The organism is Geomonas sp. Red276, assembly GCF_054784495.1.
This window is the reverse complement of sequence record NZ_BLXW01000004.1, coordinates 1-18,973: the sequence shown is the minus strand read 5'-3', so window position 1 is coordinate 18,973 and position 18,973 is coordinate 1. Positions and strand designations below refer to the sequence as shown.

The 18,973-nt window shown below is 63.6% G+C and carries 17 protein-coding genes; 5 read left to right on the top strand and 12 right to left on the bottom strand.

Annotated features, from left to right (window positions below; all coding sequences use genetic code 11):
- Positions 1–79: 79 nt before the first annotated feature.
- Both ACYVL5_RS04255 and ACYVL5_RS04250 read right to left on the bottom strand, forming a co-directional pair.
- A complete protein-coding gene (locus ACYVL5_RS04255; RefSeq protein WP_460594316.1) occupies positions 80–2,026 on the bottom strand; it encodes a molybdopterin biosynthesis protein in 1,947 nt (648 codons plus the stop codon).
- A gap of 27 nt (positions 2,027–2,053) precedes the next feature.
- Complete coding sequence (locus tag ACYVL5_RS04250; protein ID WP_460594315.1) at positions 2,054–3,283, bottom strand: molybdopterin molybdotransferase MoeA; 1,230 nt, start codon at positions 3,281–3,283, stop codon at positions 2,054–2,056.
- 274 nt (positions 3,284–3,557) lie between these two features.
- On the opposite strand from ACYVL5_RS04250, the gene ACYVL5_RS04245 reads away from it, so the two are divergent.
- Together ACYVL5_RS04245 and ACYVL5_RS04240 are read left to right on the top strand one after the other, a co-directional pair.
- On the top strand, positions 3,558–4,268 hold the full coding sequence (locus ACYVL5_RS04245) for a response regulator transcription factor (protein ID WP_460594314.1): 711 nt from the start codon (positions 3,558–3,560) through the stop codon (positions 4,266–4,268).
- A gap of 581 nt (positions 4,269–4,849) precedes the next feature.
- Positions 4,850–5,932, top strand: coding sequence for a hypothetical protein (locus ACYVL5_RS04240; RefSeq protein ID WP_460594313.1), 1,083 nt, complete (start codon positions 4,850–4,852; stop codon positions 5,930–5,932).
- Positions 5,933–6,081: 149 nt separating this feature from the next.
- On the opposite strand, the gene ACYVL5_RS04235 is transcribed toward ACYVL5_RS04240, so the two are convergent.
- Positions 6,082–7,476 carry a sensor histidine kinase gene (locus ACYVL5_RS04235; protein ID WP_460594312.1) on the bottom strand — a complete coding sequence of 465 codons (1,395 nt, stop codon included), beginning with the start codon at positions 7,474–7,476 and terminating at the stop codon, positions 6,082–6,084.
- A 19-nt stretch (positions 7,477–7,495) separates the two neighbouring features.
- The gene (locus ACYVL5_RS04230) at positions 7,496–8,203 is read right to left on the bottom strand and encodes a response regulator transcription factor family protein (protein ID WP_460594311.1); all 708 of its coding nucleotides are present in this window, start codon (positions 8,201–8,203) and stop codon (positions 7,496–7,498) included.
- Positions 8,204–8,541: 338 nt separating this feature from the next.
- On the opposite strand from ACYVL5_RS04230, the gene ACYVL5_RS04225 reads away from it, so the two are divergent.
- Complete coding sequence (locus ACYVL5_RS04225) at positions 8,542–9,360, top strand: flagellin N-terminal helical domain-containing protein (RefSeq protein WP_460594310.1); 819 nt, start codon at positions 8,542–8,544, stop codon at positions 9,358–9,360.
- A gap of 94 nt (positions 9,361–9,454) precedes the next feature.
- Here ACYVL5_RS04225 and ACYVL5_RS04220 read toward each other — a convergent pair whose 3' ends face one another.
- Genes ACYVL5_RS04220 through macA form a run of 3 tightly spaced genes read right to left on the bottom strand, consistent with a single transcriptional unit; the run spans position 9,455 to position 14,150 of the window.
- Positions 9,455–10,852: an outer membrane factor lipoprotein domain-containing protein gene (locus ACYVL5_RS04220; protein WP_460594309.1), complete on the bottom strand. Its 1,398-nt coding sequence runs from the start codon at positions 10,850–10,852 to the stop codon at positions 9,455–9,457.
- 2 nt (positions 10,853–10,854) lie between these two features.
- Positions 10,855–12,957, bottom strand: a complete 2,103-nt coding sequence (locus ACYVL5_RS04215; RefSeq protein ID WP_460594308.1) for an ABC transporter permease — start codon at positions 12,955–12,957, stop codon at positions 10,855–10,857.
- A complete protein-coding gene (gene macA / locus ACYVL5_RS04210; RefSeq protein WP_460594307.1) occupies positions 12,957–14,150 on the bottom strand; it encodes an efflux RND transporter periplasmic adaptor subunit in 1,194 nt (397 codons plus the stop codon). Before macA ends, ACYVL5_RS04215 begins: the two co-directional genes overlap by 1 nt.
- A gap of 247 nt (positions 14,151–14,397) precedes the next feature.
- Between macA and ACYVL5_RS04205 the strand changes: the two genes are divergently transcribed.
- Together ACYVL5_RS04205 and ACYVL5_RS04200 are read left to right on the top strand one after the other, a co-directional pair.
- The gene (locus ACYVL5_RS04205; RefSeq protein ID WP_460594306.1) at positions 14,398–14,745 is read left to right on the top strand and encodes a hypothetical protein; all 348 of its coding nucleotides are present in this window, start codon (positions 14,398–14,400) and stop codon (positions 14,743–14,745) included.
- Between the two features lie 12 nt (positions 14,746–14,757).
- Entirely contained in the window at positions 14,758–15,117 is a 360-nt protein-coding gene (locus tag ACYVL5_RS04200) for a DNA-binding transcriptional response regulator (RefSeq protein ID WP_460594305.1), read from the top strand.
- Positions 15,118–15,153: 36 nt separating this feature from the next.
- Here ACYVL5_RS04200 and ACYVL5_RS04195 read toward each other — a convergent pair whose 3' ends face one another.
- From ACYVL5_RS04195 to ACYVL5_RS04175, 5 genes are all read right to left on the bottom strand, one after another.
- Entirely contained in the window at positions 15,154–15,321 is a 168-nt protein-coding gene (locus ACYVL5_RS04195; protein ID WP_460594304.1) for a hypothetical protein, read from the bottom strand.
- 69 nt (positions 15,322–15,390) lie between these two features.
- On the bottom strand, positions 15,391–16,539 hold the full coding sequence (locus ACYVL5_RS04190; RefSeq protein WP_460594303.1) for a MalY/PatB family protein: 1,149 nt from the start codon (positions 16,537–16,539) through the stop codon (positions 15,391–15,393).
- A 14-nt stretch (positions 16,540–16,553) separates the two neighbouring features.
- Positions 16,554–17,144 carry a chromate transporter gene (locus ACYVL5_RS04185; protein WP_460594302.1) on the bottom strand — a complete coding sequence of 197 codons (591 nt, stop codon included), beginning with the start codon at positions 17,142–17,144 and terminating at the stop codon, positions 16,554–16,556.
- 164 nt (positions 17,145–17,308) lie between these two features.
- Positions 17,309–18,418: a zinc-binding metallopeptidase family protein gene (locus ACYVL5_RS04180; RefSeq protein WP_460594301.1), complete on the bottom strand. Its 1,110-nt coding sequence runs from the start codon at positions 18,416–18,418 to the stop codon at positions 17,309–17,311.
- Between the two features lie 269 nt (positions 18,419–18,687).
- A partial coding sequence (locus tag ACYVL5_RS04175) for a hypothetical protein (protein WP_460594300.1) occupies positions 18,688–18,973 on the bottom strand: 286 nt, incomplete at its 5' end.

The window sequence follows — 18,973 nt, the reverse complement described above, 5'->3', positions numbered from 1 at the left end:
GGGGGCTTTCCCCCCTCCCTCCGGGGAAGGGGGAATAGTAGCACCGATGCGCGGGGGAGACAAGACGCAGGGGAGCTTTCTACAGTTCCGCCACGATCTCTCCCATGTGAGTGGTGTCGTAACCATCGAGGGCGTCGATGGCCTCCCGCAAGCTCTGATCGTGCAGGAGGTCAAGCAGGGGCCGGAGGAGATCGCTCTCGTAGTATTTGAGCGGGATGACCAGGTCGTAGCGCTCCTTCTCCAGGGGGACGAAATCGAGCCCCAAGGCGCGCGCGGCCGCCGCGATCCCCAATCCGCAGTCGGCGATGCCGGACTGGACGGCAACGGCCACCGCCATGTGGGTGAATTCCTCCCGCCGGTAGCCCTTGATGCGGTCGGCCCCGATGCCGAGCTTCTCCAGGCGGTAGTCGAGGAGGACGCGGGTCCCCGCCCCCCGCTGCCTGTTGACCATGCGGATATCGTCACGGGTGAGATCGGATAGACAGGAGATCCCCTTGGGGTTGCCGGGGGCCACCATGAGTCCCTGTTCGCGGTGCATGAAGGTCACCAGCACCACCGGGAGGGCTCCCAGGTGCTGCTTCACGTAGGCGACGTTGTACTCTCCGGTGGCAGGATCGAGCAGATGGGAGCCGGCCAGGTGGGCGTCGCCGCGGCGAAGGGCCAGTAGTCCCCCGAGGCTCCCGGCGTTGGCGCTGGTGAAGCGGCGTCCCCGCTCGGCCAGGAACTGGGCCAAGAGATCGAGGCAGAGGTCGTGGCTTCCGATATGGACGAGGGTTCGTTCCAGGTCGGAGGGATCGCGGCTCAATTCGACTTCGACCGTATCGCCGGCATCGACCCCTTCGGAAAAGCGGGGAATGCGGACGATGCCGTCGGCACGGACGAGCGAGGTGATGACGGCCGCGCCGCGGGAAAGGGGGGCGGCGACCATCCGCTCACCGACCCGCCCGACCGTCACGCGGACCGCCTCGTCCTCGCCGATGGGAGAGAGGAGCTTCCGGGTGATGACCGCCTCCACCTTCGGCTTGCGGGCCGGGGTGCGCCCGAGCAGGCGGGCGATGACCGGTTCGACGAAGGTGTCCGCGGTAAGCGCGCAGGAAACCGGGTAGCCGGGGGTTCCGACCACCGGGGTCCCCCCTTCGAGCATCCCGAGGATGACCGGATGGCCGGGACGGACGGCGACGCCGTGCACCAGCAGGGTCCCCAGTTTTTCCACGACGCTCGAGGTGAAGTCCTCGCTCCCCGCCGACGAGCCGGCGTTGATCACCACGAGGTCGTGCCCCGCCGCCGCCTCGGCCACCCTTTCCTTGATGAGGTCGAAATCGTCGACGGTGAAGGGACAGCGGGTGGCCTCCCCTCCCCACTCGCGGACCTTGGCGGAAAGCACGAGCGAATTGTACTCGATGATGTCGCCGGGCTCGATGCCGGCCCGGGCCGCCTGCTCGACCGTCACCAGCTCGGTCCCGGTCGGGATCACCGCCACCCGGGGACGTCTGCGGACGCTCACCGTCGGGTGCCCGCATCCGGCCAGCGCGCCGAGATCGACCGGCTTCAAGAGGTGGTTGGCGGGAAGCACCAGCTCGGTCGCCACCATGTCCTCACCCATGGGCCGGACGGCGGTCCAGGGGGCGACGCCGGCCCGGATCTCTATGGAGGCGCCGCCCGCGTCCTCCATGAGCTGGACGTTCTCTATCATGATGACGGCGTCGGCCCAGGCGGGGATGGGATCCCCGGTATCCACGTACTGGGCCTCCTCGCCGACCGTAAGCCGCAGCGGCGCCGTCTCGGTGGCGCCGATGGTATCGGACGATCTGACCGCGTACCCGTCCATGGCGCTCGCATGGTACCCGGGAGAGGAAAGAGCGGCCCAGACCGGCTTCGCCGTCACCCGGCCGAGAGCCTGATCGATCGGTACCTCCTCACCATCGAGTGCGCTCCAGCAACCGGCCGCTTCCATGGCGCCGATGAAGCGTGCCCACGCCTCATCGAGCGGTATGTTCTCCAGGTAGAAATTTTTCCTCTTGCTCATCGCATGCTCCAACCGGCATCAGTGCCGTCAGTATAATTCCACCTCGACCTGGTCCCCCTGGTAAAGCCCGCTCGCGTTGAGCGGCACCTTCACGGTTCCGTCTGCGCGGACCAGGGTATAGATCAGGTTCGACTTCCCGAAGACCGGCTCCGCCCACCGCTCGCCGTCCCGCTCCACCAGCCTCGCCTGCACATAGTCCTCGCGGCCGGGCGCCGACGGGACGTTTCGGGTAAGCTTCGCGATCACCGTCCGGCGGACGGATTGCCCCATTCCCTGCAAACGCTCCACTACCGGCGTGACAAACAGGCTCGCCACCACCATGGCACTCACCGGGTTGCCGGGAAGCCCCACCACCGGTTTCCCGCCACAGGCGGCGAGTATGGTCGGCTTCCCGGGCTTGACCGCGACGCCATGCACCACGACGCCGGGGTCACCGAGCCGGCCGACCACCTTGGCGGTGAGGTCCCGGGCAGAAACCGAGGACCCGGCGGAAACCACCACCATGTCGGCTTGATCGAGGGCGGCGGCCAGGGCCTCGAGAAGCTTATCGTAATCATCCCCGACGATCCCGCACAGGATGGGGATACCGCCCGCACGGGTCACCAGGGACGCGACCGTGTAACTGTTGATGTCGCGAATCTGGCCGGGGCCGGGGGCGGTATCCGGATGGACGACCTCGTCACCGGTCGAGACGATGGCCACCCGCGGCCTGGCGGCCACCTTCACCGTGGTCAATCCCAACGCCATCAGCCCGCCGATGTCCTGCGGCCTGAGGAGATGCCCCGCCGGGAAGAGCGGGCACCCCTCCATGACGTCCTCCCCCACCCCCACGACATTCTCGCCCGGGGCAACCGGACGGAGGACCTCGAGGGTGGTGGCGTCCACCTTCTGGGTCCTCTCCACCATGACGACGGCATCGGCCCCCTGCGGGATCATCCCGCCGGTGTGGACGAGCACCGCCTCGGCGACCGAGAGCGAAAGCGTGCATGGCCGCCCCATGGGGGCCTCCCCGGTGATGGCGAGGCAGGCGGGAAGCGTTTCGGTGGCGCCGTAGGTGGATTCGGCCAGGACGGCATAGCCGTCCATGGTGCTCCGGGGGAAGGCGGGAAGCGAGTGCGGCGCGGTCAGCTCCCCGGCCAGGACGCGGCCGAGCGCATCGGCAGTGGGGACATCCTCGGATCTGATAGAGATGGCGAGACGGTCCAGAAGGACCTTAAGGGCATCCGCGGGGGGAAGCACGTTGAACATTTCCGGCATTGCTGCTCCTTACCATTTAGCCAAGCCGCGTCAGTATGCTCGATGCGGCGGCTATTGTCTCCCCTTTGTTACCTCAAAAGGAAGATTTTTGCCAGTAGAACCAGGGGAAGAAGCGATTGAATCACCCCATAGACAGCATCAGGGATGAATGGGCTGGGTCAGGAAATTTGGTGCCGGGGCATGGTAGAGAAAACCGGGGTTGGGAGCTATATTTACAAATCTTTACCCAGAGGGTGGGTACTTTGAGGTATAGTGGCGGGCGAAAGGAGAGGCGGTGAACTCCAGTACCATACTGATAATCGACGACGATGTTGAGCTCTGCGCCCTGCTGGAGGAATACCTGGGCGCCGAAGGGCTGATGGTCGAGTCGGTCCATGACGGACGCGAAGGTGTCCAGCAGGCCCTTTCCCAGCGGTACGACATGGTCATCCTCGACGTGATGCTTCCCGGCATGAACGGGCTGGAGGTCCTCCGCTCGATCCGCAGCGGTTCCTCGGTCCCGGTCATCATGCTGACCGCCCGCGGCGACGACGTCGACCGTATCGTCGGTTTGGAACTTGGCGCCGACGATTACCTCCCCAAGCCTTTCAACCCCCGCGAACTGATCGCCCGCCTGCGCGCCATCCAGCGGCGGGTCCCCTCCCCCCCCCAAAGCGGCGCTCCCAACTCCGAGACGCTGGCCGTCGGCGACCTCACCCTCGACATGGGAGCCCGCACCACCCGCTGCGGGGAACATGTCGTGGAGCTCACCTCCGTGGAGTTCGGCGTGCTGGAAACCCTTCTCCGCCAGGCGGGAAAGGTCATCAGCCGCGACGACCTCTCTCTCCAGGCGCTCGGCCGCACCCTCAACTACCAGGACAGGACCATCGACGTCCATATCAGCAACATCAGGAGAAAGCTCGGCCCCTTCGCCGACGGAAGCGAAAGGATCAAGGCGGTGCGCGGCGTAGGGTACATCTACGCGCTGGCGTCGGCCGCCAGGTAAAATAATGCCGGGGGGCGGGGTAAAAGGCCCCCTTGATAAAGGGGGATTTAGGGGGATTGGCCTTCAGTCCGGCCAAAGCAAATCCCCCCGGTCCCCCCTTTATCAAGGGGGAGACCTTGCGCCTATCGTCTTCCCCCGGGATTCTTCGAAGAACCTTTCAAAGGGGGGAGACCTGCTTTCCCCTGAATTCCTAGATCTCTCTCCGGCCGCCACTCTTCTCTCAACCGCGTCAATTTCACCTTTCTCAGACAGTCCCTGACTTCAAAATATTGGCGTTTTTTGCGCCCGCTAGCGGAGCTCACGCCTCGACCGCCCCCCTCCCTGCTCGCCCCATCTCCATAACCATCGGTTTTTACAGAAAACTTCCCGCCATCTATCTTTTACATTTCCTTACACGACTTTACTCACTCGGCGCAGTCGGCAGCATGCAAATTGCTCTTACCCACAGAGACGGCAAATCAGGGCCCGGCTGTCGCCAAAGGCAAAGGGGGTGGGGAAATGTCAGCGAAGGACGGATAAGCCCGTAATTCACCAGGAAGAGAGGCACTAAGCAAAACTAAGGGAGGAAAAAGGAGATCATCATGTCGATATCGTCTGTCTCACAAACGGGGTACAACCCTTATTACCAGCTCAAGGACGACTTCAGTTCCCTCAGCAGCGCCCTGCAATCCGGCAGCGTGACCGATGCGCAGACTGCCTGTGCCACCCTCAAATCGGATACCTCCTCGCAGTCGTCCGACTCCAACAACCCGATGAACCGCGACATTCAGAGCCTGGGAGATGCGATCTCCTCGGGCGATCTCACTTCCGCACAATCCACCCTCGCCGAGATCGAGAAGCATCTCAAGGGGCACGGGGAGTTCGTCAGACAACAGATCGAGATGCAGAGTTTGATGCAGGATCGGGATGCAAGCAATCAGGCAAGTTCGAGCAGTGCCGACGGTGCAAGCTCCACCGATACCACGACGACCGGCACCATGCAGACAGACTTCCAGGCCCTCGCCTCAGCGCTTAAATCCGGCAACCTGGAAGACGCCCAGAAGGCGTTCGCCCAGATCCAGGAGGACAGCGGAACACAGGATGGCATTCAGCATAACGATCCCTTCAGCAAGGACCTCCAGTCGCTAGGCTCGGCCCTGAAATCCGGGAATCTCTCCGATGCGCAGAAGATGTTCTCCCAGATGCAGGAGAAGATGGCCAACGGCCCGCAAGGGATGCCTCCGGGGCCACCGCCGGAGTCGGCATCGTCAAACTCCGGCTCGTCGGCCTCGGACAGCACGACCTCCGCCTCGGCAACCGATACCATCGGCCAGGACTTCCAGGCTCTCGCGTCGGAACTCTCGTCCGGTTCGCTCGAGGATGCCCAGAAGGCCTTCTCCACCCTCGAGTCGGATCTCGGCTCGCAGCAGTCCTCGGACTCCACCGGTAGCGGACAGGTGGAACACCATCATCACCATCACGGTCCGCCGCCGGAGATGATGGCATCATCGACGTCTTCTACCGGCAGCACGGACAGTGCAACCAGTGCCTCGGACAGCACGAGCTCCTCCAGCAGTACCAGCGCCGGCTATACCATGCTCTCGGCGCTGTCGAGCTATCAGCAGTCGGGGTATTCGTTTAGCAGCAGCGACAATACGCTGATTTCGTCGACGGCGTATCTGTAAGGGAACCGATGGCAGACAGAGGCCCGGGCTAGCCCTCATGGAGGAAGCCCGCCTGCGTGGAGCGACCGAAGCGTAGGGTTGAAAATGCGAGGGGGACTGGCTTTCCGACGGCCAGCCCCCTTCGTTTCTATTGGAAAGATACGGGTCGTTTAACGTTTCTCGGTGAGGGGGAGTTTGATCTCTACCTGGAGGCCGCCGCCGGGGGCGTTGGTGGCGACGATGGTGCCGCCATGGAGGGTGACGGCTCTTTCGGAGATGGCGAGCCCGATGCCGGTGCCGCCGCTCTTGCGGTCGCGCGCGTCGGCAACGCGGTGAAAAGGCCGGAAGATGTCTGAGAGCTGGTCATCGGGAACTCCGGGACCGAAATCGCGTACGGTCACCACCGCCCATCCATCGCTTACCGCGAGCCTCAGTTGAACCGAGCTCCCCTCGGGGGTATAGCGCACGGCGTTGCGGAATACGTTTTCCAGGGCTCTGCGCAACAGTTCCCGGTTCCCTTCCACCGGCAAGGAGGGGGACGCGGAGACGATCTCAACCCGGCGATGGCAGCCGGAAGCCTCGAAATGCGCGTCACTGGCGACCTCTTCGGCCAAAAGGGTGAGGTCGAAGCGGGTTTTCTCCCCGGTGACACCGCCGTCCAGTTGGCTCAGGGTCAGCAGTTCGCCTACCAGGACGTTGAGCCGCTCGCTCTCCTGCTCGATACGGTCGAGCGCGGCCTCCTGGCCGGGGCAGCTCTGATTGCGGGCGATCCCCAGGGCGACGTTGAGACGCGCCAACGGCGAACGGAGTTCGTGCGAGACGTCCCTCACCAGCTGTTTATGGGCGTTGACGAGCTTCTCGATCCGGATCGCCATCAGGTTGAAATCGCGGCCGAGATCGGTCAGCTCGTCGCCACTCTTGGCACCGGTGACGGCCACCCTGGTAGCAAGATCTCCGAGGGCGAATCCCTGCACGGCGAGCCTGAGTCTTCTGACCGGCGCGGTGATGTGCCAGGAGAGCCCGAAGCAGACCAGGGCACTGACCACCAGGGTGATCGCCATCTGCAGCCAGAAATCGGGCGGAAACGGAAAGCGGAGCCCATCGGGAGGACCCGGCAGGGGGATGGCACGGGTGGCGGCCAGGTACCGGGTCCCCGAGGGAGCGGCGACCCTGACAACGACGATGTCCCGCCCTCCGGGAGCGCCGGGAGCGGTATGGCCGGTTTCGGAGAAAAGGCGAACGCCATCCCATACCTGGGTGGGAACGCCATCCGATATCGGCACGGCCTGGTCGGTAAAGAGATACAGCTTCAGGCCGCCTTCACCTTGCGGCTGCAGGCCGGCCAGGGCGGCTCTTCCCCCCTTCTCCTGGAGGGCGGCGGCCGCCCGTCCGGCCAAAAGCAGCGCCTGGGTCACCGTTCGGGTTCGCTCCTCGTGGATGTGGCGCATGTGCTCCTCGCGCATCGGGGCCATCCTGAGGTTGAAGGCGAAGAAGAAAAAGACCACACCGGAAACGATGATGGCCAGCAGGAACCAAAGAAACAGTTTTACGAACAGAGTTCGCACCGGATACCTCCGTCAGCGGCTATACTCGGGGGGCGGAGTGGCTGTACAGGTATCCCACGCCCCGTACCGACTTGATCCGTTCGCCCCCGTTGGCAGCCGGCCCCATCTTGCGGCGCAGGCTGCTGATGTGAACGTCGATGCTGCGATCGTAACTCCTGAAGTCCCGCCCCAAGGCCTGCCGGGTCAACTCCTCCCGGGTCACCACCGTACCAGCCAACCGCAACAGCACCTCGAGGACGGAAAACTCCAGCGAGGTGACCTCCAGGGGAACCCCACCCCGCATCACCGTCCTGGTCCCCAGGTTCATCGCCACGTCGTCGACCTCCAGGAAGGATGGTTTCGGATCGGGGACGTTTGGCAGGTCCACGGAACGGCGCTGGATGGCCCGCAGCCGGGCGAGCAACTCGCGCGGGTTGAACGGCTTGGCAAGGTAGTCGTCGGCCCCCATCTCCAGCCCCACGATGCGGTCGACCTCGTCACCGCAGGCGGTCAGCATGAGCACCGGGACCCGCGAGCTCTGCCGGATCCGGCGCAGCACCTCGAACCCGCTCATGGTCGGGAGCATGACATCGAGCACCACGATGTCGAAGCTCCCCGCCAGGGCGACTGCGGCCCCCTCGGCGCCGTCGTGGACCGCCTCCACCTCCATGTCTTCGGGAAGCAGGTAGCTCGCGAGAAGCTCGCACAGTCCGGCATCGTCATCTATGAGCAGCAATTTCTTTTGCATGGTCAGTATATCCCGCGATTATTCGTCCGGCAGTATAAGGGAACTCCACCGCCGTTACCGTTAAGAATTGTAAAAGAAGGTAAAACCCCTTCACCGAATCTTACCAACCTCTGCACTTTACCGTCCCGCCTCACAAAACTACACAGACAACAACAAAACACAACACTCCCGCCACAGATTTTTACCTTATCAAACAATTACTTACTGCATTGCCGACGGGATGGTCCCGATCACTAGTACAGACACGCACTTAACGAAAGGAGGCCGGATTGACCGGAAAACGACCGCCACCTCCCGGCAAGAAAGCCGGGAACAACCACAGAAAAGGAGGAAGCACCATGACTATCAGCGACATCTCTCTCACCTCGGGAATGAGGACCAACCTGTTGAACCTGCAGAACACCACCACGCTCTTGAACAGGACCCAAGAACGGCTCTCCTCGGGCAAGAAGGTGAACAGCGCGCTGGACAACCCGACCAACTACTTCGCGGCGCAAAACGCCAACCAGCGTGCCAGCGACCTCACGGACAGAAAGGACGGCATGTCCGAGGCCGTACAGACCGTGAACGCCGCCAACAACGGCATCTCCGCCATAACCAGCCTGATCCAGGCTGCCAAGGGTATCGCCCAGTCGGCCCTCTCGACCAGCGACACCACCGTCCAGTCCAAGCTGGCTGCCCAGTACGACTCGATACGCTCCCAGATCGACCAGATGTCGTCCGACTCCGGGTACCAGGGGCTCAACCTGCTCAGCTCCACCAACACCCTGACCGTCGTCTTCAACGAAAAAGGAACCTCCACGCTGGACATCGTCGGGTTCGTCGGCAACGCCTCGGGTCTCAGCCTGAGTGCCGCCAGCGGGAACTGGCAGTCCAACTCCGACATCACCACCGACACCGCCAAGATGGATTCCGCCCTCACCTCGCTGAGGACCAGCACCCAGACCCTGGCCGCCAACCTCAACATCGTGACCACCCGCCAGACGTTCACCGACAGCATGGTGAACACCCTGCAGACCGGGGCCGACAACCTCACCCTGGCCGACACCAACGAGGAAGGTGCCAACCTCCTCATGCTGCAGACCCGGCAGTCGCTGGGGACCACCTCGCTCTCGATGTCCTCGCAGTCCGCCCAGGCGGTGCTGAAACTGTTCTAGTATCACGGGCCTCCTCCCGCAGTAGCGGGGGGAGGCTTCTTTGTGGACTTTGTGGACCGTGTGGACAAGGTGGACCAGGGTGAACAAGGTGGCACTAAACTCCTCCGCCGGTGGCCTGGGAGAGGGTCATCAGGTTCCTCAGGCGGTTGAGACGGTTCAGGGCCAGGGACTTCTCGGCACTTCGGCGGCTCTCCTGGGTGTCGAGCCAGGACTGCAGCGGGGTGGCACCCGACCGGTAGCGGATCTCGGCGAGGCTTTCCGCCTTTCTCGCCAGAAGCAGCGACTCTTCCAGCTGTGCCGCCTCCTCGGCGTAACGGTCCCGCCCGGCCAGGGCGTTCTCCACGTCCGCAAGTGCGCTGTACAAGGTCTGGCGGAAGTTGACCACCGCCTCCTGGTAATCGGTGCGGGAGATCTCGACGTTGAGCTTCATGGTATTTTGCTGGATGAACGGGAGGGTAAGACCGGCCCCCAGCGTGGCGACGGGGTTGCGGAGGACATCGAGCAGGGTCGTCGAGCTGGTCCCCAGGGTCCCGGTCAGGGAGAACGAGGGATAGTAGCTTGCCCGGGTGTTATCGACCGCGGCCAGGTACTTTCTCAGGCGCTGCTCGGCGGCCTGGAGGTCCGGGCGACGCGCCAGGAGGCTCGCGGGAAGCCCCGCCTGCACGGCGGGAAGCGGGCCGTCGGAGAGGCGGTCCCTTTCGGCCACCGCGTGTTCGGGAGCCTGGTCGAAGAGGATGGCCAAGGCGTTGCGCGCCTCGGTCCGCTGCCGCTGGAGATCGGCCAGGTCCGCCTTCTGGCTCGCCACGGTCTGCTTGGCCTGGTAAAGATCTTGGGCCGTCACCGCCCCAGCCCCGTATTTCACCTCTACAAGCTCCCGAACCTTTTCGGCATAGGCGATGCTCTCGCGGGCGCTCGAGATCCTCTCGTTCAGGTAGGCGATCTGCCAGTAGTCGCCCGCCACCGTTCCGATCAGGGCGAGGGCGGAACTTTTGCGGTCGGCTTCGGTGGCCTGCGCCTCGAAACGGCTGGCGTCGCGGGCGGAGGAGAGTTTCCCCCAGAGGTCGAGCTCGTAGCTCACGGTCCCCGTCAGTGCCGAGCCTTTGGTCGTGGTGCCGCGGGTGAGATCCTGCTGCACCGTGCCTGAGGCGGAAACGGCAACCGAAGGGGTCGCGTTGGTATCGGTTAAGGCCGCGTTGAGCTGGGCCCGGCGCACCTTGATGGCGGCGGCGGCCAGGTCGTTATTGGTGGCAAGGGCACGTTCGATGAGGCCGCTCAAGGCGGGATCGTTGAAGCTTTTCCACCACTTCTCCCCCCCGGCCACCGCGGTTCCGCTGGTGACCGGGGTGCCCTGCTCCCATTTTTCCGGGAGATCGACCCGGGGAGTCGAATACGCCCCCCGCGGCAAAAGGCCGGCGCAGCCGGTGAAGGTAAGGGAGAGCGCCGCCACCAGGATGACGCGGAGCCCTGCGGTCATGGTCTTTTTTGCTCTCATGATTACTCCCTCGCCAGCGCTTCGATCGGGTCGAGCCGCGCCGCGTTTCTCGCGGGGAGAAAGCCGAACAGGACGCCGATCAGGGTCGAGCAGAGGAAGGCGGAGACGACGGAGGTCAGGGAAAACTTCATCGAGAAGCTCGAAACGACCATCGAGAAGACCCCTCCCACTCCCCAGGAAAGCGCGATGCCGATCATTCCGCCGATCAGGCAGACCAGCACCGACTCGATCAAAAACTGCTGCATGATGTCCTCCTGGCGGGCTCCCACCGCCATGCGAATCCCTATCTCGTGGGTCCTTTCGGTCACCGACACGAGCATGATGTTCATTACCCCGATTCCCCCCACCACCAGCGAGATGACCGCGATGGCGGAAATCATCATGGCCAGCGTCCGGGTCGTCTTGTTGACCGTCTTCATGATGCTGTCGCTCGAGTTGGTGTAGAAGTCCTTCCGGCCGTGGCGCTGCTTGAGGAGCTTGATGATGCTCTGCTCGGCGATCTGGTTGGAGACGCCGTCGCGCACCCGGACGGTGATGGAGTTGAGGTACTGCTGCCCCAATAGCCGGCTCATGGCCGCGCTGTACGGGATCCAGACCTCCAGGTTCTGGTTGCTGCCGAAGGGGCCCTCCTTCTCCTTGGTCACCCCGATCACCCGGCAGGGGAGCGTCCCCACCAGGATGACCTTGCCGATCGGGTCCTCGTACCTGAAGAACTTGGCGGCGGTGTTCTTGTCGATCACCGCCACCTGGGCAAGCCGCCCCTCGTCGGCGGCGTCGAACGGTGTCCCCTGGGCGATCTCGTAGCCGCGCACGCGGAAGTACTGCTCCCCTACCCCGTTCACGGAGGCGTTGGCGGTGACGTTGCCGTATCGAAGGAGCTGGGAGCCGCTGACCGAGGGGGTGACGCTGTCGACGTAGACCTGCGCCTTGAGGACTTCCAGGTCGGCGGGGATGAGCGTCTCGATGGAGGAGGCATCTTCGTCGCCCCAGTCCTTGCCGGGGTTGATGTCGATCACGTTGGTCCCCATGGCGGAGATGTCGTTGATGACCTTCTGCCTGGCCCCCTGCCCCAGGGCAACTACGGAGACGACGGAGGTGATGCCGATCACGATGCCGAGCATGGTGAGCAGGGTGCGCATCCGGTGGGAAGCCATGGCGATCAGGGCCATCTTGAAGGCTTCGGCAAAACGGCTCCAGGCGGCGGTAAGAAAACCTCCCTCACCCGCCCTTCGGGCACCCTCTCCCGGAAGGAGAGGGGATATTGAATTCGCCCTTCGGGCATTCTCCCCGCTGGAATGATCAGGGAATGGGGCATTCTCTCCTGCCGAAGGGGGAGTTGCATTGGTGAACGGGGGTGGGGATGGGGCGGCGGGACCTTCTGGTTGCGCAAGGGAGGACGTGGCCGGAACCAGGTCGGGGTTCGGCTCGTCACGGACGATCTCGCCGTCCTTGATCTCCACGATCCGCTCGGCGTGGCGGGCCACCTGCGGATCGTGGGTGACCAGGATGATGGTGTGTCCGTCTCGGTGCAGCTCGTGAAGGACGGCCATCATCTCCTTGCCGCTCTTGCTGTCGAGGGCCCCGGTCGGCTCGTCGGCCAGGATGACGTCTCCGCCGTTCATCAGGGCACGGGCGATGCTGACCCGCTGCTGCTGCCCGCCGGAAAGCTGGTTTGGGCGATGATGGCAACGGTCCCCGAGCCCCAGCCGCTCCAGGATCTCCCGGGCACGGGCGCGCCGCTTCTCCTTGGAGACCCCGGAGTAGACGGCGGGAATCTCTGCGTTTTGCAACGCGTTCAGGTGCGGCATCAGGTGGTAGCGCTGGAAGATGAAACCGAAATATTCGCGCCTTAACCTGGCGAGTTCCTCACCGGACAGGTCGGAGGTCTCCCGGCCGGCAATCCGGTAGCTCCCTTCGCTGGGGCGATCCAGGCAACCAAGGATGTTCATCAGGGTCGACTTTCCCGAACCGGACGCCCCGACGATGGCCACCATCTCTCCGGCACGCAGGGTGAGGTCTATCCCCTTGAGAACGCTGATCTCCTGACCGCCGGTCACGAAACGCCGCCCCACCCCTTTCAACTCAAGTAACACGTCCGCTGCCATCAGTGCCTCCCCGGAGGCGGACCCATCGCCTGGGAGGAGGAGGCCGCGGGAACCATGCTGCTGTCGCCGATCACCACCTTCTCGCCGGGAGCGATCCCCTCCAGCACCTGCACCTGGACGTTATCGGTGATCCCGGTGCGGACCGTGCGCCTCTCGACCCCCTCCCCTTTCAGGACTCTCACGGTACAGCGGCCGTTCTTCTTCTCACCGAGGGCGGAGACGGGGATGCAGAGCGCCTGGCGGGCCTGGTCCAGGACCACCGCCACCTGCGCCGTCATGGAGACCCGCAAACGGTGGTCCCGGTTGGGGACCTCGAAAAGGGCGTAGTAATAGATGGCCGAACCGCTTCCGGAGGTGGAGGAGCTGGTGGATGAGGAGGTGGCGGAGCTTGTCGAGGCCGGGCCCGGCTCGATGGCCCGCAGGGTCCCGTAGTAGCGATGGTCGCTGTCTCCCAGCAGGGTGAAGTAGGTGGAGAGCCCGGGGCGGATGCGGGTGACGTCGGCCTCGGAGACCTTGGCCTTCACCGTCATGGTATCGAGATCGGCGAGGGTCAGGATGGTGGTGGCGGACTGGGTGGAGACCACGGTCTGTCCCTGCTCGGTGTCGATGGAGATCACCACCCCGTCCATCGGTGCGGTAATGCGGGTGTAGCCGAGATTGGCGCGCGCCGTGTCCACCGCGATGACCGCTTTCTTGATCTGGGCATCGAGGGAGGCGATGTCGTAGCGGGTGCTCTCCAACTGGGCCTGGGCGCCTTCCAGGTCCGCGCGGGAGGCGGCGTCCTTGGAGGCCATTTCGCTTTGACGCTGGAAGGAAAGACGGTACTGCCTCAGCATCGCCTCCTTCGAACGCTTCTGGGCCCTGAGGTTCTCCACCTGCGCCTCGGCATCTTTCAGGGTGTTCTCCTGCAGCACCGGGTCGATCTCCGCGAGGAGCTCCCCCTCCTTCACGTGGTCCCCCAACGCTACGTGGAGGGTCTTCAACTGCCCGGAGACCTGGGCGCCGACCGCCACCGTCTTGAAGGCCTTCAAGGTGCCGGTGGCGAGTACACTTTCCTCGAGGTCCATCTTGATGGCCTCCGCGGTGACATAGGTGGTTTTCGGCTTGGCGAACCAGGCCTTGGCCGCGGCGGCCCCCGCCCCGGTGAGGGCAAGAAGGACCACCGCTCCGATCATTACGTTCCTGGATAACATAGGTTTCAAACTCCTCCACGCTTCGTTGAGGGAAGTATAGGGAATGAACGTTCGAGAAGGGAGTCAAGTTTTGTAAAGAAGAGTAAGGCGGCGTAATGCGCTCGCTTAACCTATCCCTACATCTCTTCATCCAACTTAACCGGAGAAGTATCTATGATCACGCCAACGTCCCCCTCTCCTCCACGGTGAAAGTTGCCGATGAGGATAGGCGGAAGATTGTCGGCTAATAACGTATGGAGGTGAAGGGATGAAAGTACCGACGCATTGGGGAAAGAGAGAGGCGGTGATATCGGCGTGGGCGATCCTGCTCGCGTTGGTGGCGACCAGCAGTTGGGGTTCCGTGGGCCCGGCGTCCCGGGAGGGGGACCGGCAGCCGCCGAAGGAGGCCTTCGAAGCCTGTGCCGGATTGACGGAAGGGGCAAGCGCCGAGCTGAAAGGTCCCAACGGGGAGGCCATTACCGGAACGTGCAAATCGTTCGGGGGCGGGACGACGCTGGCGCTGGTTCCGGACCGGCCGCCGCAGGACGGTGCCGGTACTCCCCCGGGCGAACCTCCCGCGAAAGAAATGGACACGGCCGGGGAACCGCCGCAGTAAGGGGAGGCATCAATGGATAGGAGAAACGTCCTCCTTGTGGACGATGATCCGCTCTACCTCAACCTCATGAAGTCGATCATCGAGCATATGAATTTCATTGCGGACACCGCGTCCACCGCGGACGACGCCCTGAGACTTCTGGCGGCGAGCCGTTACCGGCTGATGATAACCGATCTCTGCATGCCGGGCATGGACGGGCTGGCCCTCTCCGTGCAGGCGAAGGACCTGGTACCGGATCTAAACGTGGTGATGCTGACAGGTGACGTGTCGCCGGATCTGCTGGTGAAAGCGACGGAGGTGGGGATCAGGGAGCTGTGGCAAAAGCCCTGTCAGGCAAGCAAAATCAGGAGGCTTTTAAGGGAATTGCCGTGACGGCAGTGGTCACGGCACGAGGCAACGAGGCGCCGGCTACTCGACGTAGGTGGCGATGGTGGAAGCGGCCAGGCGGATCTCGCTGTTGGAGTATCCGGCTGCTACCAGGATTTTTACGACAAGGGAGCCAACCAGGGGTGCACGATCGTGCACCTCGACGGCGGTTTGCAGGTTTTTCCAGTCTTCAATCAAGTCTCGTGTCAAGGGGGGGCCTCCAAGGCAGCTAGATGCTCAAGGGAAAGTTTTACCATCCGGGGCCTGAGTGGTCAACTGTCACCTTACCAGGGCCTTCCTCATCCTGGTGAGGGCATCGGTCAAGAGCTTCCTCGAACAGCCGAAGTTGAGCCTGACAAAACCGGGGGCGCCGAAATCGGCGCCGTCGGAAAGGCCGACACCGGCTTCTTCGAAGAACCGCCCCGGGTTCTCCACGCCCAAATCCCTCGCGTCGATCCAGGCCAGATAGGTGGCCTCCACATGGGTGATCTTGAGACCAGGCATCGCCGCCACCTCGGCCTCGACCAGGTCACGATTTCCCCGCAGGTAGTCGAGCAACGCCGCCCGCCACTCCGCCCCATCCCGATAGGCGGCCTCGGCGGCGGTGTACCCCAAGGTATTCACGTGCGGCACCAGGCGCCCCATCGCCTGGCGGAATTGACGGCGAAGCTGCGGGTTGGATATCACGGCGAAGGAGCAGCCGAGCCCCGGGACATTGTAGGTCTTGCTCGGTGCGAGCAGGGTGATGGTCCGGTCACTGATCTCCGGCGATAGCGAGGCGATCGGCAGGTGGCGGACGTCATCGAGGATCAGCTCGGAGTGGATGTCGTCACTGCCGATCACCAGCCCATGACGCTCGGCTACCGCGGCGAAACGGAGGAGTTCCTCGCGGCTCCAGGCCCGGCCGACCGGGTTATGCGGGTTGCAAAGGAGAAGGAGCTTGGTGGCCGGGGTGATGGCCTGCTCCAGCGCCTCGAAATCGGTTACCCACCTCCCCTCTTCCAGGACAAGCGGCACCTTGATCACGCCACGCTCGGTCAAAACCGGCGCCGACATGAAGGGGGGATAGACCGGGATCAGGGTCACTACCTCGTCCCCCGGCTCCCCTACCGCCCGGCACAGTACGTTCAGCCCGCAGACCAGGCCGGGAAGCCAGACGATCCACTCCTCTTCGATCTCCCAGTCGTAGTCCCTTTTCAGGGCTCCCCGCACGGCCCCCACCAGCGATGCTTCGGGATAGGTGTAGCCGAAAATGCCGTGCTCCACGCGTTTGTGCAAGGCATCGATGACGGCTGGAGGGGAGCGGAAGTCCATGTCGGCGACCCAGAGGGGGATAATGTCACGGCCGAGGTACTTGTCCCACTTTTCGCTGCCGGTGTTGCTCCGGTCAATGACGGTATCGAAATCGAAGGTGCTGCTCGTGCTCATCGCTTGGCTCCTGCTTAGCCCCGGTACACGATGCCGCCGACGCAGGCGGCACCGAAGATGACAAAGGCGGGATTGATGTTGGTGAAGGTCAGGACGGCGAAGCTGACCAGTACGAAGGCGAGTTTGTCCCACCCTTGGGGTATCGCACTCCCCCAGCCGCAGCTCTTGGTGCCGAACACGCTATAGGCCATGTCGTAGGCGGTCCAGAGCAAGAGCCCGACGACCACGGGACGGACCGCCTTCAGCATGGCCCTCACGACGGTGCTGTCCTTGATCTTGAAGAAGTAGATGACCATGACCAGCATGAGCAAGGTGGTCGGGAGGACGGTACCGAGGGCGGCGGCAACGGCGCCGGGAAGGCCGGCAAGCTTGTAGCCGATGTAGGCGGAGACCTGGGGCGCGATGGGGCCAGGGAGCGCGTTTCCTACCGCGACGGCGTCGGAGAACTCCAGCGGCGTGCACCAGGGAACCGGATGGGGGCTCCCGGGCGGGGTCCAGAGGGCCGAGGTGGTCTCCCGCTGCATCAGCGCCAGCGAAGCGGGGCCGCCCCCCCAGGAGAACAGTGCGACACGGGTGTAGAGTACGAAGATTTTCCAGAGAAGCATTTCGGTGCCTCCAAATCCATGGCCCGTCCATCTCCTCACATGTCAAGAGGCGGGAGAGACGAGACCTGCGGGTTTCCTTCCTCAGCGCTGAGGAAGGAGTGAACGCAAGGGGTGTTCAGCTCATTGGGGCCGGTGTAAGGAGACCGCCACGAAGGCCGTTGGAATCAGCGGTCCTCGATGATGGCCAGCGTCCACTGCGCGAGCCGGACAAGTTGGTCGACGGGGAGCGACTCTTCGGTGGTGTGGGCTTTCCGATAACCACAACTCAAGACAACGGTCGGAAGGCCGCGGTCGTTGAAGATATTGGCGTCGGAGCCCCCTCCGGTCGCCTTGAAAACAACCGGTACACCTATGGCGGCCGCCGCCCGGGCGGCCCTTTGGACTACGGGGGCCTCTTCGGAATGCGTGTAGGTCTTGTAACAGGTGGTGAGGGTGACCTCGACCTTTCCCCCGAACTCGGCGGCGGCTTGCTCCATGGCGCCGACCAATCCTTTCAGATGATGTTCGAGTTTTCCACGGTCGATCGATCTCGCCTCGCCCAGAAGCTCGCACCGGTCAGGGACGATGTTGGTCGGGCCGCTGGCGGAGATGCTCCCGATGTTGGCGGTGGTATCGGGATCGACCCGCAAAAGCTCCATCCGGTTGATGGCGGCAGCGGCCATCTGGATGGCGGAAATTCCCTGTTCGGGGGCGAAGCCTGCATGGGCCTTGCAGCCGTGGAAGACCGCGCGGAATTTGACGTGCTCGGGAGCCCGGACAACGATCTCCCCGACCGCACCGGAGGCATCGAGGACGAAGCAGTAGGGAGCGGAGAGGCGGCTTAGGTCGTAGGCTCCGGAGCCAAGAAGGGAGAGTTCTTCCGCGACGGTGAAGACCAGTTCGATGGGGGGATGGTCAGCGCCGCGCGCCGTCACCACCGCCACGGCTTCGAGGATGGCGGCTATCCCCGAGGCGTCGTCGGCACCGAGCACGGTGGTACCGTCGCCGACCAGGAGGTCTCCCTCACGCCGAGGTTTTACCCCCATGCCGGGTACCACGCGATCCATGTGGCAGCAGAACAGGACCGGAGGCAGCTCCCCCCTTCCCGTCAGGCGGGCGGTCACGTTACCTGCGTTGCCGCCGATCTTTCCACCCGCATCGTCCTCGGACACCTCGAAACCGAGCTTCTCCAACTGAGCGATCAGGTGATCGGCCATCAGCCGCTCCCGGCAAGGCTCGGAATCGACCGAGCAGAGCTCCAGGAAGGTCGTCACCAGACGTCGTTCATCGACCATGCAATCTCCTTTTGCGCCGGCGTTGCGGCGCCAGACAGATGCAATACCATATTCCGGAGGAGTTGACTAGATACAGTGGCAGCTCCGACAGCCTCTTTTGCCTATCTCCCTCCCTTCCCGAAGAGGATTCGGCCACCCTTTGGATGCACCGCTCACCTTCGAAAATGCTTCGGCTCCCCTGTCGTTTGAAACCGTGTAACTGACGTCTGTCAGCTGTCAGCTGGCGCGTGAAGAGAGTGCATGCGACCTGTCGACGAAAACACCAATGATTACTGATGAGTCTGCACACCTTCAGACGCCAGCTGCAAGCCTTCAGACGCCAGCTGCAAGCCTTCAGACGTCAGCTGCAAGCCTTCAGACGTCAGCTGCAAGCCTTCAGACGCCAGCTGCAAGCCTTCAGACGTCAGCTGCAAGCCTTCAGACGCCAGCTGCAAGCCTTCAGACGCCAGCTGCAAGCCTTCAGACGCCAGCTGCAAGCCTTCAGACGCCAGCTGCAAGCCTTCAGACGCCAGCTGCAAGCCTTCAGACGCCAGCTGCAAGCCTTCAGACGCCAGC

Bases quoted from the DNA above. Each gene is read 5' to 3' on its own strand.
- ACYVL5_RS04255 (WP_460594316.1), bottom strand. From the start codon at position 2,026: ATGAGCAAGAGGAAAAATTTCTACCTGGAGAACATACCGCTCGATGAG.
- ACYVL5_RS04250 (WP_460594315.1), bottom strand. From the start codon at position 3,283: ATGCCGGAAATGTTCAACGTGCTTCCCCCCGCGGATGCCCTTAAGGTC.
- ACYVL5_RS04240 (WP_460594313.1), top strand. From the start codon at position 4,850: ATGTCGATATCGTCTGTCTCACAAACGGGGTACAACCCTTATTACCAG.
- ACYVL5_RS04230 (WP_460594311.1), bottom strand. From the start codon at position 8,203: ATGCAAAAGAAATTGCTGCTCATAGATGACGATGCCGGACTGTGCGAG.
- ACYVL5_RS04225 (WP_460594310.1), top strand. From the start codon at position 8,542: ATGACTATCAGCGACATCTCTCTCACCTCGGGAATGAGGACCAACCTG.
- ACYVL5_RS04220 (WP_460594309.1), bottom strand. From the start codon at position 10,852: ATGAGAGCAAAAAAGACCATGACCGCAGGGCTCCGCGTCATCCTGGTG.
- ACYVL5_RS04215 (WP_460594308.1), bottom strand. From the start codon at position 12,957: ATGGCAGCGGACGTGTTACTTGAGTTGAAAGGGGTGGGGCGGCGTTTC.
- macA (WP_460594307.1), bottom strand. From the start codon at position 14,150: ATGTTATCCAGGAACGTAATGATCGGAGCGGTGGTCCTTCTTGCCCTC.
- ACYVL5_RS04205 (WP_460594306.1), top strand. From the start codon at position 14,398: ATGAAAGTACCGACGCATTGGGGAAAGAGAGAGGCGGTGATATCGGCG.
- ACYVL5_RS04200 (WP_460594305.1), top strand. From the start codon at position 14,758: ATGGATAGGAGAAACGTCCTCCTTGTGGACGATGATCCGCTCTACCTC.
- ACYVL5_RS04190 (WP_460594303.1), bottom strand. From the start codon at position 16,539: ATGAGCACGAGCAGCACCTTCGATTTCGATACCGTCATTGACCGGAGC.
- ACYVL5_RS04185 (WP_460594302.1), bottom strand. From the start codon at position 17,144: ATGCTTCTCTGGAAAATCTTCGTACTCTACACCCGTGTCGCACTGTTC.
- ACYVL5_RS04180 (WP_460594301.1), bottom strand. From the start codon at position 18,418: ATGGTCGATGAACGACGTCTGGTGACGACCTTCCTGGAGCTCTGCTCG.